Origin of the sequence: Brucella sp. MAB-22 (genome assembly GCF_025908475.1) — a bacterium.
In the GTDB taxonomy this organism is placed as follows: Bacteria; Pseudomonadota; Alphaproteobacteria; order Rhizobiales; family Rhizobiaceae; genus Brucella; species Brucella anthropi.
Map to the genome: position 1 here is coordinate 939,697 of NZ_CP109782.1, position 12,785 is coordinate 952,481.

Here is a 12,785-nt window from a genome sequence, read left to right on the forward strand (position 1 = left end):
CTAGCTCGCCATACGAATGAAATGACCGTCCGCAGCCATGCTCCAGCGTGCCGCTGGTGCGCTGTAACCGAGGGGTTTGAGCGGACTTCTGGGTGGACCGGCATCGGCAGCTCGCCGCCTTGTTCCCCGTTGGTCGGGATGTGTTATCGGGATCGCCGAAAGTAACCGTTGCGTATATTCGTGCCCCGGTCGTCCGATCACGTCGTCACGTGGTCCGATTTCCACGATTTCACCGAAATACATCACCGCAACGCGGTCGCAGATGCGCTCGACTGCGGACATATCGTGGCTGATGAACAGATACGAAATGTCAAATTCCTTCTGAAGATCAATCATCAGATCAATAATTTGACCCTTGATGGCGACATCAAGCGCCGACACCGCTTCATCTGCGATGATCAGCCGTGGAGCCATTGCGAGAGCACGCGCAATACAGATACGCTGGCGCTGTCCGCCAGAAAATTCATGCGGCAGACTGGATGCGCGATTGGGATCCAATCCAACACGCTCCATCAACCATTCCATCTTCTGTTGTGCGGCTACACCAGTCTCCAAACCATGAACTTTCATTGGTTCCATGATTGCCGAGCCAATGGTTTGACGTGCATCAAGAGAACCAAAGGGATCTTGGAAGATCATCTGTACTTGCCGTTTCAATGACGACAGGCTTTTGCGATCCAGATAGTCGATCGTCTCCCCACCAACGGTGATCTTGCCGTTGTGCACGGGTGCGAGATTGATAATCGCCTTACCAATGGTGGATTTTCCTGAACCGGACTCGCCAACCAGTCCAAGTGTCTCACCTTTGCCAATGCTGAACGACACATCTTCGACCGCATGCACTGCGCCTCTGGCACGGCCAAATAGGCCACCGTGGACCGGAAATCTTACCGAAAGGTCGCTCACTTCGAGAACCGGCGTTGCAGCATTCGCCATCAAGGGACTGTCGACAGGTCTGGCCGGAATCGTTTTGGCCTGCAACTTGCCGACCAAACTCGGGGCTGCTTCGATAAGGCTGCGCGTATAGGCATCTTTAGGATTGCTGAAAATTTCCATCACCGAGCCGTGCTCAATGACGCGCCCATGGCGCATGACCAGAACGTCATCAGCAACTTCGGCAACAACGCCCATGTCATGCGTTATAAATAGAACCGCCGTTCCAGTTTCCTGTTGCAACTCCTTCAGCAGTTGAAGCGTCTGAGCCTGCACAGTCACATCAAGCGCGGTTGTAGGCTCATCAGCAATGATGAGATCAGGATCGCATGCCAGTGCCATCGCAATCATCACACGCTGTCGCATTCCGCCAGAAAACGTATGTGGATACTGATTGACGCGCTGCTCCGGATCGGGAATGCGCACCTTGCGCAAAAGCTCCAGAACCGCTTCCTGCAGTTTTTTCCCCTTGAGTTTCTTGTGAATTCTCAGAACTTCGGCAAGCTGTGCTCCAACAGTCTGTACCGGGTTAAGAGAGGTCATCGGCTCCTGAAAGATCATGCTGACCTTGCCGCCTCGCACGCCTCGCATGTCCGCTTCAGGCAGTTTTAGCAAGTCTTGTTGGCCAAGCATTACAGCGCCCTCAGCCTTTGCGATGCGATCAGGCAGAAGACGCATGATCGCCAGAGAAGTAACGCTCTTGCCAGAGCCGGACTCTCCCACCAGAGCCAGTGTCTTGCCAGGCTCGATCTGGAAACTGATCCCATGGACAACCGGCTTTCTGGCGAATGAAATCTTGAGATCACGAACAATGATCGCAGGCTGGACAGTCATTAGCTGGCATCCTTCAGTCGTGGATCGATTGCGTCACGCAGACCGTCGCCGATCAGGTTGAGAGCGAGAACGAGCACCAGAATTGCAAGGCTCGGATAAAGAGCCAGATGGAAGGAGCTCAGAATATTGTCGAAGCCTTCGCGAACCATGCCACCCCAAGTCGGCGTCGGTGGGGCCAGCCCTAACCCAATGAATGCGAGCGACGCCTCGGTGCGAACTGCAGTGGCCATCCAAAGTGATGCCATGACCAGGATCTCCGGCAGAATGGCAGGCAGAATATGGCCGAACAGAATGCGCGTGTGGGAAAAGCCCATCGCGTGACAGGCCTGAACATATTCGCGGTCGCGCTGTGTCAGAACACCTGCGCGGGCAATTCGCGCAAAGGCCGGTATAGCGGTGAATGCGATAGCAATGACAATATTCGTCAGCGTGGCCCCCATAAGGGCGACGAGTGCCAAACCAAGAATCAATGATGGAAATGCCAGTACGACATCCATGATCTGCATCACAATGATGTCGGTCTAACGCCCCACATAACCAGCAATCATGCCCAGAAACGAGCCAATTATCAGCGCGACCAGAATGGCCAGAAATCCGATGGTTAGCGAATAACGGGCTCCATAGAGTAATCGCGAAAGAACATCACGACCGAACTGGTCCGTGCCCAGCAGATTTTCTGCACTTGGCGGCGACAGGTAAACGATGATGTTCTGTTCATTCGGATCATATGGCGCCAAGATCGGAGCAAAGGCTGCGCACAGAATAAGCGTCAGAACAATCGCTACACCCAACCAGGTAGAGAAATTCAATCGACGTAGAAATTCCCATCGAGACTGCACGCGCGGCGCGGCAGATGAATTGGTGGTGATGGATGTCATTTGTACTGAACCCTCGGATCGAGGAAACCATAGGTCAGGTCGGTCAGCATGTTCACCGCAACAACCATAAGCGTATAAATGACGATCATCCCCTGCAGCAGGGTATAGTCACGCTGGGTCAAGGCGTTGAGAATTAGCTTACCAAGACCTGGGCGAGAGAAGACGATTTCGGTCAGAACGGAATTACCGATCAGAATACCGAGATAGAGCCCCACAACCGTCGTAATTGGGATCGTGCAGTTACCAAGCGCATGACGCCAAACAACTGCGTGATGTGAAGCGCCTTTGGCCTTCGCCGTGCGCACGAAGTCCTGGTTCAAAACTTCGAGCATGGCCGAGCGGGTGACACGTGTAATATACGCCATCATGATCAGTGCCAGCGAAATGGTTGGCAGTGCCATTTGCCTCAAGCGGTCCAGCAATCCATCGCCGCCACCTGAACTAATCACAGGAAACCAGCGCAACTGGATTGCAAAAATCATGAGCAAAATGATCGCTGCAACAAACGCTGGAAGCGAAAGACCCAACAGGGAAACAAGGCGCAGCAACAGATCAGCCGGCTTATTTCGTTTCACTGCTGCCCAAACACCTGCGGGAACACCCAACAGTACCCCCAGTATGAGCGACGCGATTGTCAACTCCATCGTATAGGGCAGGACGTTCATGATCTCGGCCGTAATCGAGCGGCCGGTTATCATGGATGTCCCAAGATTACCCTGGAGTACACCCAGCATGAAGCTCCCGTACTGGACAATGATCGGCTGATCCAGACCAAGCTTGTGATGCAGTGCAGCGATACTTGCGGGGCTGGCTTGATCGCCAAGAATCACAAGAGCCGGATCGCCCGGCAGAACACGAACGATTACGAAGACTAACGTCAACACGCTGAACAGCGTGAAGAGCGCGAAGCCCATTCGTTTGATCAGGAACGACACCATGCTGTTGTCCTCGCCTCAAACAGATGATGGGGGAGCATGACAGGGACGTGCGTCAGCAACCTGAAATCAGGTGTAAAGACAGCAATCTTTGAACGCTCCTCCCTCGGTTCAAAGACTTAACGCCGTGGTTGAATGACAGCGAAAAATGTGACAGAAGTCAACATATTCCTTTTATTGGAATGAATTTTATGAAATATTCTAATAATTAGAATTTTGGAGTTAGACGTGACTACGAACGCATCAAGCAATGCAGTACGCGCACTTGATATTCTAATAGTTCTGGGGGAAGCGGGCGCTGATGGCTTGGCTCTAGCAGAGATTGCTGAACGCATTGGCGAAGCAAAACCAGCCGTGCATCGTAGCCTCGTTTCGCTTCTTCAAAAGGGCTTCGCCGAACCGGCTGGCAAGCATGGCTTTTACCGGCTTGGGCCTGCTATCCCAATGCTTGCGAGGGGGCAGGCCCGTCTCGAACCCCTGATTTCGAAATTCCGACCTGGAATGACCGAGTTTGCGCGACGAAGCGGACACACCGTTTACATGATGGTACAGGCAGGCGTTGACGCCGTTTGCGCCGAGATGGTTTCGCGATTTCCAGATCGCCAGTTTACGATGGGGGTTGGCGGGCGCGTGCCGATGGGTGTCGCAGCCGGAAGCATTGCCCTCATGTCCATCATGCCTGAAGCCGACTGTCTCGCACTACTTGAGGCAAATGCACCACGCTATCTTAGTCATCCTTCGGTTCAATATGTCGATAAGGCTGTTGTCATATCCCAAATTGAGGACGCGCGACGGCGGAGTTTCGCTGTCAACATGGCATATTATCTGCCCGGGGAAGGCGGGCTCGGTTTGCCGGTGCGCGCCACAAATCCCTATGAGCTGAATGCTGCGATTTCATTCACAGCACCGCTTGAGATGATGACGGAAGATTGGCTTCCCAAGATCATCGATGAACTGCGCGATTGCCTTGGCCACGCAATATAGTTTTCGCCTGCTTCATAAATGCATGAAGTGAAATATTTTGACATCTTGAACCCTGAAGGCAACCAAATGCAGATTGAAAGACTTGACATAAATCACCGCCGCAGTCGTCTCGTAAAATACAATGGTATGTGTTTCCTATCGGGCCAATTTTCCGATTCTGCTGGGGACATTACCCAGCAAACGATAGAAACACTCGCCAAGATTGACGATCTTTTGGCACGTGCCGGTACCGACAAATCTCGCCTACTTACCGCACAGATTTGGCTGAAAGACATGTCGGATTTCGCGGCGATGAATCAGGTTTGGGACAGTTGGATAGATACAGCTAACCCGCCGACGCGATGCTGCGGGCAAGTATTCATGGCCGACCCCGATATGCGTATCGAGATTGTGGTCTCTGCCGCGATTTAGAGTACACGCTGTTGATTTGCCCTGAGAATTGACCTGGCATTTGCGCCGAGAATTGACCCGCCTGTTAGTTATGTTTCGGGTCGATAGTGGTGGTCAAGTTCCTACTTTTCTCCTTTGCGTTCATGCGCTGAGTTGTTCTTGAATCGGAAGCTGTCGTTTCCGGTTTCTAGGATGTGGCAATGATGCGTTAGGCGAACGAGCAGCGCGGTAGTCATCTTGGCATCGCCGAAGACGCTAACCCATTCGCTGGAGCTCAGATTAGTGGTGATAATGATGCTGGTCCGCTCGTAGAGTTTGCTCAGCAGGTGGAATAGCAATGCGCCGCCTGATGCGCTAAATGGCAGGTATCCAAGTTCGTCAAGGATAACGAGATCGGAGTACTTAAGCCGGTTGGCGATCTGACCGGCCCGTCCTTGAGCTTTCTCCTGCTCGAAAGCGTTGACCAGCAGCCTTATTTGCTTCGTGGCGTCGCGGGCTATTGCACGCAGATGAGCTTCCTCTTTCCTTGGTAGTCACGCCAGAATTCCCGATCTGCGTGTCAGGTGCGAATGTTGAAAACAGCCTTCAAGCGCCGGTTATCGCTTGTAATCCCAAAGCGACTTATTGCTTGACGAAACGGCAATGGCACCCTGCTTCATTGCCGTAGCAACATCGGCCTCATTGCAGATAAAGCCAGAAGCCACGACGGGTGGCAGGCGGCGCTTGTCTTCTGCAGACAGATATCCAAGCATCGGCGATGGCATGATCTGCACCAGATTGGGTGCGCTTTGCGAGATTGCCTTGAGGCTGCGGGGCCAGGTGGAGCGGTCGGTCACAAATACCTTCTGCATGGTCAGAAGGCCGCATTGCGCAGCCTTCTGAATTGTTGGAACGCGCGTCGACAGCAGCACCGAAATGCCAATCTCGGCAAGAAACTCGATGGCCCCCTTGTCCTGCGACAGGCCTTCGCAACTGTCGATGTTCAGAACGATCAGCTTGTTGCTTTTCTTGAGCGCGTTCAGCACTTCGGCCACATGGCGCAAGGCGATATTGGCAACGATGCCCACTTCCGCCTTGCTGTCCAGAAACGCCTGAAGATTGTCCACGCCGTAGAGCGTTGCCATGACTGGCGCCCGTAAAAGCCGCTCACCGATCGTTCTGTCCAAAGTCATTCCGTCATTTTCCGTCTCTTGGCATGTCGAGCGAAAGTCCGAGCTTGCCGGGGTTAAGCAGGTTGTCGGGGTCGAGCGCCTTCTTCACCGTTTCCAGCAGCGGAAATGCCGATCCGAGAGCGTCCTTCATGTAAGGCGCACGGAGCCATCCCACGCCGTGGTGATGGCTCAATGCTGCACCATACTTGATTAGAACCGCATTGGCAGCATCCCATGCAGCACGATACCATTCAGCGCGCTTTTCCACTTCCACGTCGCCACGCAGCGAGAAATAAAGGCAGGCGCCATCGACATAGGCATGTGACTGGTGCGCCGAACCGGCCAGCGTACCCGGCACTGCATTGATGGCAGCGACCACCTCATCATAGATCGCAGGCAGATCGCGCCAGCAGCCGGTCATTTCCAGCGTATCCGCAACAAAGCCTGGGCTGCGCTTGAAGCCCTCGGCGCTCTTGCCGGTCAGATAACGTGTGTCGAGCCACTTTTCGAAGATCGTATCGCCATCGAGCTTGTCACCGAGTTCGGCGCAAACCTTTTCGCTGATCGCCATCACGGCATCAACCATTTCCTTCGCGCCTTCATCGGCGATCAGCAGCACGTTGCTTTCCGGCAGGCCGAACTGCACGCCGCTTTCCAGCTCGTCGTAAAGACGCAGCGCTGCCGGATTGGCACTGCCCTGCATGATGCGGCGGCAGGCTTCCAGACCGATGGCAAAGCTCTTGAACCCATAGGCAATGGCGCGAGCGTAGTCCGGCAGGCGATGCAGTTTCAGGCGCGCCTTCACGATGATGCCGAGCGTACCTTCCGAACCGATAAAGATCTGTTGCAGATCAGGTCCGATTGCCGCGCGGGCATAGTTTCCAACCGTCACCAACGAACCATCGGCCAGCACGACTTCCATGCCGTAGACCATGTCCTCAATCTTGCCGTAGCGCGTCGAAAGCTGGCCCGCGCCGCGGCAGGCTATCCAGCCACCCACAGTGCTAATACCGAACGAGGACGGCCAATGCCCCATGGTCATGCCAAAGTCACGCTGGATCATTTCCTCGAAAATATCGCCGAACATACCAGCTTCAACTTCAACGATTTGGCTGTCGGCATCGAAGCTGACAAAACGGTTGAGATTGCAGACATCGAGCACGATGCCGCCGCGCAGCGGCAGCGCTGCGCCCGTAACGTTGGAGCGACCTGCAGAAACAGTGACCGGAACCTTGGCTTCGTGCGCAAGGCGCATGACAGCCTGAACCTGCTCCACCGTCGAAACGCGAACGAACACGCCATCAACCGTTGCGGGCTTTCCGCCCGTTTCCGCGACCATCGTGCGCGCCCACCAGTCGCGGGTATTCACAACGAGATCTTCGCGCGCGGTTAGAACTTCGTCTGCAACGCCCTGCAGCTTCGCGACAAGGGCGGCGTCCACTGAAACGGCGTCCTGAGCCAGATCGGCCTTGGTTCCGATTTCGTTGATGCTGCCGGCATAATGCGGCTGGGTCGGGGCACCAACGACATAATTTCCGCGATTGTAACCGCGCTTGATGGCTTCCTTGCTGATCATGTTCAGTTCGCTCCTGTGAGAATGGATTTTTCTTTTTCGGTCGCGGCCACATAGGCGGCGACCTGACGGTCGATTTCGGCCTGGGGAAGACCAAGCTCTTCACCCAGCAAGGCGCCAACCTTTGCGGCGGCACGGGCGGAGGCATCGCGCGCCATCAGGCGGGCACGCATACGACGCGACAGCACGTCATCGATGGTCCGGGCAAGTTCATGCCGGGCAGCGTAGACGACTTCTCCGCCAGTATAGGGCAGGCCCTCCACCACCGGTTCGGCAAGCTCAGGACGAGCAGCCATCAGATCGCTGACGAAGCGCGATTCCGTGCCGTAGCGTTCGCCCAGATGCGCCTCCATGCCACCGGAAGCCACGATTGCCGGTGCGTCATAACCGGCTGCACCCAGCAGAAACGCCTTCTTCGTGGTGCAGCGGCGACGATCACCCAAAACTTTTGCAGCAGCATCCACCGTCTGTTCGGCCATATGACGCGAAGTCGTCAGCTTGCCCCCCACAATTGTGACGAGGCCGTCTGGTGCAACATGCACGGAATGATCGCGTTTGACGTCCATGGTGCTACCACCAGACGAAGCGGCTACCAGCGGACGGCACCCGGCAATGCTGCCGACGACATCATCCGGCGTCAGGTCGATATTGAGCGCGCTGCACGCGCCCTCGATCAGAAAATCGAGCTCGCGACGCGTGCAATGCACATCATCGAGATCGCCCTGATAGTCCTCATCGGTCGTGCCAAGATAGGAGACGTTGCCCCAGCGCGTGATGGTCGCGCGACGGCTGCGGCCAGGCACGGGCACCGTCACGGTGCAGTCGTTGCGAATTTTCAACCAGGGGATCGCGACGTGAACACCTTTGGCCGGACGCACATGCAACGGCTTTTCGCCGTCCTTGCCGAGTCCCATCCAGTCGCGCAGCCACACGCCTGTCGCCATGATGACGGTCTTGGCGCGCACCTGGATTTCCTTACCCTCGACAGTCTGAACAATAGCGCCGTCGACCCGACCCGAGCTACGGGTAATCTCTGCTACCTTCGAATGGTTGAGGACCGTGGCCCCATAAAAGCCGGCGGAACGGGCAAGCGCCAGTGTCAGGCGCGCATCATCGACGCGGGCATCAAAATACATGAGGCCGCCACGCAGATATTCGTCCTTGAAGGTCGGGCAATGCGCCAGCACTTCCGCCGCAGTCAGCTTCTGATGCAGGATGCCCTCGCGCCAGCCGCCGGCCAGATCATATGTCCAGAGCAGGCCTTCGAATGCCTTGGCGAAGCGGGAATCGAACACGCCATCCCGTTCCAGAATGGGGAACAGGAAAGGCAGGCGCTGCACCAGATGGCTGGCATTGCGGCGCAGGCGCTGACGCTCCAGCAGCGAGTGACGCACCAGACCGAGATTGCCCTGCTCGATATAGCGCAGGCCACCATGCACCATCTTGGAGGATTTGGACGACGTACCGGATGCAAAATCATCCTTCTCGACCAGCGCAACACGAAAGCCGCGCAGACTTGCGTCAAAGGCGCAGTAAGCACCGGTCACCCCACCGCCAACGATCAGAATGTCGTAAGTTTCAGTGGCAAGACGGTCTTCCTGTTCCGACCGGTTCAACCTCAGCGGCTCGGTGCGGATCATCCGGGCGCGATCCTTGTCCGCGCGCCGGGAGCGCAGATTCAGCATTTCAACTCCTGTTTAATGATAGTGACCCGACTGAACGCGTGCGACTTCCTCATCCGTGAGGGAGTGCCATCGCGCTCTACGGTCTTGTCTTTCCGCTTCGCTGGTCTTGGGGATGAAGAGATTGCCTTCGGGCAGCGTGGCGCGCGCTTCCGCAAGGTCACTCCAGAGCAATCCGTCGCTGCCTGCCAGAAACGCGGTGCCCCGCAGGCTCGCGCGATCCTGATCCGCCATGCGCCGCACAGGAGCACCGCTGAGATCAGCCTGCAGCTGAAGCAGCGTATCGCTGGACGAAAGCCCCCCGCCTGCCACCACTTCCCGCACCGGAACGCCAGCCACTTCAGAGCTTGCCTCTGCGCAGGAAACAACCGAATGGGCAATGCCCTCCAGAATGGCATGAGCAAGATGCGCCCGGCTGTGGGCCATCGAAAGCCCGGTCAGCGATGCCCGGCCATCCGGTACGATGTTCGGCTGGCGCAATCCCGTCAGGGTCGGCATGAAGAAAAGGCCGTTGGAAGACGGTACTGTCGCAGCCAGTTCGCTGATTTCCCTGGCATTCTCGAACCAGCGCATTTCATTGCAGAGCCAGTTGAGCGCCGAGCCGGTTGTGGCGGCATAGGTCTCGACCGCGAAATGCGAGAGGTTCTCGCTCCGCCAGGCCGTCATGGTGAAAGTTGCCTCGTAGAGGCCGGGATTTTTCGGCGTCTGCTTTCCAATCACCAGATCGACGAAGCTTCCCGTGCCATGCACGCACATGGCCTGACCCGCATCGTGACAGCCAAGGCCGACCAGGCCGCCGAGCTGATCACCGCAGGACGCCTTGATCGGCACGCGGATACCCAGAATGTCCTGCCGCGTAAAACCGAAATCATCGGCGTCCTGTTTCAGCTCGGGCAACAGTTCCAGCGGAAAATCCTGCGCTTCCACCCAATCGGTGAAATAGCGATGTTCACCAAGAATATAGGCACCGGCAGAGGTCGCATTGGTCGGCGTCGTGACGGCTTTGCGTTCTTCGGACAGGTTCCACAGCAGCCAGCTGTCGACCGTGCCAAAGGCAAGTCTTTTCGCTTTCCACGCCTCGCGCACAGCAGGTGTTTCCTGCATATGGCGCGCCGCCCACAGATAGATCGCTCGTCCGCCAACCGGACGCCCGGCAAGCGACACGAGTTTCGTGTCCCATATGGCGCCGAGCGGCTTCAGCTCTTCGGCATAGCGCGAATCCTGCCACACCATGGCCGGAACCAGCGCGCGGCCGGTTTCCGTATCCCAGAGAACACCGGTTGCGCGTTGCGTGGCAATTGCCATTGCGGCGATCTCTACGCCCACATCCCGCGCTGCGGCAAACGTCTTGCCGCATACTTCGATGGTCTTTTGCAAAAGAACATCGGCGTCCTGTTCCACCACGTTATGACGCGGCGAAGATACGGTAAGCGTCGTGTAATTGACGGCGGAGACCGAACCGTCGGCCGCGACAAGCGCGGCCCTGGTTCCGGACGTTCCTTCATCGATTGCCAGAATGGCCTGTCTGCGTCCGTTCACATTATCCTCCGTTATTACCGGTCACCTTCGAACTGCGGCGCATTCGGCTCGTCATCCGGGCTGATCTTGGTGCGTGTCGGATCCCACTGAATGATCGAGCAGATGATGCAGGCAATCAGTGGAACGACCGATAGGATCAGGAATGTCGTGCCGAGACCGTAGGTCTCTCGGAAGATCGGAAAGACCAGCAGGCCAAGAGCCGCACCCATGGCACCGAGCGCACCGATGACACCGTTGGCGCCAGCACGCAGTTCGCTGCGGAACGAGAGTGACGACAGGCTCTTGCCGTTCGCACCGGGACCGCCGGAATGGAACAGGATGAACAGCGACGGCACGATCACCGCAAGCCAGGTCGGCATGGTGTCATGGAACAGGCCCATGATCAGCAGCATGACAAAGACTGCACCGAAGCCGATGGCGGAAGCCTTGCGCAAGCCGAGTACGCGTCCGATGACTGGCGAAGAGAAGCCACCGATGATGCCAAACACGTTGAACACCAGCGTGCCCATCATGGCGTAGAGGAAGTCCTTGCCGAACAGCGCCGCACTGATAAGCGGCAGATACCAGCCCACGGCAAAATACTGGATCGACTGTCCGATCTGGACGGTTGCAGCAAGAATCGTGCGCGGCAGATAGATGCCACGGAAAATCAGGGCAACATTGGCGATGCCGCGACGGGCCTGGTTGAGAACCGGCAAACGGTCTTCAGGCAGGGCGGCAACAAAATCGCGGTGATAGATGCGGGTCATCGCACGGGCAGCGTCCTCCAGCCGCTCCTTGCGGGCGAGCCAGATCGGGCTTTCAACCATGAATACCGCCTGAAGAATCATGATGGCGAAGGCGAACACACCCGTTGCGGCAACAGAATAGCGCCAGATCGAGTCACCCACGTCCCAGCTGTAGAACAGCATGGCCAGAAGCACGTTTGTACAAACGGCGGTGTACCAGATGCCCTGCCACGTATTGAGGCGGCTGCGCAGGCGCGCAGGCGTAAACTCGGCAAGTACGGCCATGGCGATAGCAAAATCGATACCGTAGGCAGCGCCCACGAAGAAACGCCCCATGAGGATGACTTCATAGGAGTGGGCCGTCATCACCAGCACTGCACCGATGAGCGCAATGAGCTTTGCGAAGATCAGCGGGCGCATACGGCCCCAGCGGTCGGCGATCCAGCCGCCGATTGGATTGAATGCGATCGATACCCACGAGGCGAAAGACGTCATAAGCGCAACCTGCGCCGCATCCAGCCCCAGATCCCGTGTCATAGGCCCAAGCCCTGCGCTCAGCGCCGAATTGGCGAAGGCATCAAGAAACAGGCCGCCGAGGGCAAGCCACCAGATGATACCGGCGCGACCTCGAATACCGTCATTCGCATCAATGTAAGAAATAATATCCGGCACGCCCCTCAGGGCTATCTTGCTTCCGTGCATTACGGCGTCCTCCCAACGTCGTTAAGACATCTGCAAGAGGACTTATCCGGATTCCAGACGCAATAAGACCATCCTTGCAGATGGTCTTAAATCTTCAGTCTGCATTTATGGTTATAGCCAGTTTTTAAGAGGAGTCAATGCGCCGCTTTTATCGCTGACCACCATGGCTCAATAGAATTATTCGACAATTTTCTCGACTTTGCATTGTGTCGAAACGCGCGGGACGCAACTAGTTTAGTTCACAGAATGAATGGCTTCCACCTCGCACTGCCATCCTCATTATATAATTGCCAATCGGCAATCTTCGGCCTTCAACGACTGGAATGGGTAGATGGCCGGCCCCTCCTTGCCCCTCAGTAGACGCTTCTTCGACTGTGATGGACTGTTACAAAAACTAAAAACTGTACTTGCTTACAAAACGAAATTGTAAGCGGACCGCCACCTTTCAGGACTTCG

9 protein-coding genes and 2 pseudogenes are annotated in these 12,785 nt (G+C 56.3%); 2 read left to right on the forward strand and 9 right to left on the reverse strand.

Annotated features, from left to right (window positions below; genetic code table 11):
• From OHI65_RS14025 to OHI65_RS14040, 3 genes and pseudogenes are all read right to left on the reverse strand, one after another.
• Nucleotides 1–1,767, reverse strand: coding sequence for an ABC transporter ATP-binding protein (locus OHI65_RS14025; RefSeq protein WP_264359061.1), 1,767 nt, complete (start codon nucleotides 1,765–1,767; stop codon nucleotides 1–3).
• A pseudogene (locus OHI65_RS23070) lies at nucleotides 1,767–2,645 on the reverse strand (ABC transporter permease). The gene OHI65_RS14025 and the pseudogene OHI65_RS23070 overlap by 1 nt, the downstream one beginning before the upstream one ends.
• On the reverse strand, nucleotides 2,642–3,583 hold the full coding sequence (locus OHI65_RS14040; RefSeq protein WP_012092301.1) for an ABC transporter permease: 942 nt from the start codon (nucleotides 3,581–3,583) through the stop codon (nucleotides 2,642–2,644). The pseudogene OHI65_RS23070 and the gene OHI65_RS14040 overlap by 4 nt, the downstream one beginning before the upstream one ends.
• A 225-nt stretch (nucleotides 3,584–3,808) precedes the next feature.
• Here OHI65_RS14040 and OHI65_RS14045 point away from each other — a divergent pair, with 225 nt between their 5' ends.
• Nucleotides 3,809–4,564 (forward strand): IclR family transcriptional regulator, encoded by a 756-nt coding sequence (locus OHI65_RS14045; RefSeq protein WP_151689741.1) that lies wholly within the window; start codon nucleotides 3,809–3,811, stop codon nucleotides 4,562–4,564.
• 18 nt (nucleotides 4,565–4,582) lie between these two features.
• Entirely contained in the window at nucleotides 4,583–4,975 is a 393-nt protein-coding gene (locus tag OHI65_RS14050; RefSeq protein WP_235915769.1) for a RidA family protein, read from the forward strand.
• Between the two features lie 101 nt (nucleotides 4,976–5,076).
• Here OHI65_RS14050 and OHI65_RS14055 read toward each other — a convergent pair.
• The 6 genes and pseudogenes from OHI65_RS14055 to OHI65_RS14080 form a co-directional block, all read right to left on the reverse strand.
• Nucleotides 5,077–5,421, reverse strand: a pseudogene (locus OHI65_RS14055) (ATP-binding protein); the annotation flags it as partial.
• 129 nt (nucleotides 5,422–5,550) lie between these two features.
• The gene (locus tag OHI65_RS14060; protein ID WP_012092293.1) at nucleotides 5,551–6,126 is read right to left on the reverse strand and encodes a glycerol-3-phosphate responsive antiterminator; all 576 of its coding nucleotides are present in this window, start codon (nucleotides 6,124–6,126) and stop codon (nucleotides 5,551–5,553) included.
• 4 nt (nucleotides 6,127–6,130) lie between these two features.
• Nucleotides 6,131–7,681 (reverse strand): FAD-binding oxidoreductase, encoded by a 1,551-nt coding sequence (locus OHI65_RS14065; protein ID WP_264359064.1) that lies wholly within the window; start codon nucleotides 7,679–7,681, stop codon nucleotides 6,131–6,133.
• Nucleotides 7,682–7,683: 2 nt separating this feature from the next.
• Entirely contained in the window at nucleotides 7,684–9,363 is a 1,680-nt protein-coding gene (locus OHI65_RS14070; protein WP_264359065.1) for a glycerol-3-phosphate dehydrogenase/oxidase, read from the reverse strand.
• Between the two features lie 12 nt (nucleotides 9,364–9,375).
• The gene (locus OHI65_RS14075; RefSeq protein ID WP_264359066.1) at nucleotides 9,376–10,899 is read right to left on the reverse strand and encodes an FGGY-family carbohydrate kinase; all 1,524 of its coding nucleotides are present in this window, start codon (nucleotides 10,897–10,899) and stop codon (nucleotides 9,376–9,378) included.
• A 14-nt stretch (nucleotides 10,900–10,913) separates the two neighbouring features.
• Entirely contained in the window at nucleotides 10,914–12,329 is a 1,416-nt protein-coding gene (locus tag OHI65_RS14080) for an MFS transporter (protein ID WP_012092289.1), read from the reverse strand.
• Between the last annotated feature and the right edge of the window lie 456 nt (nucleotides 12,330–12,785).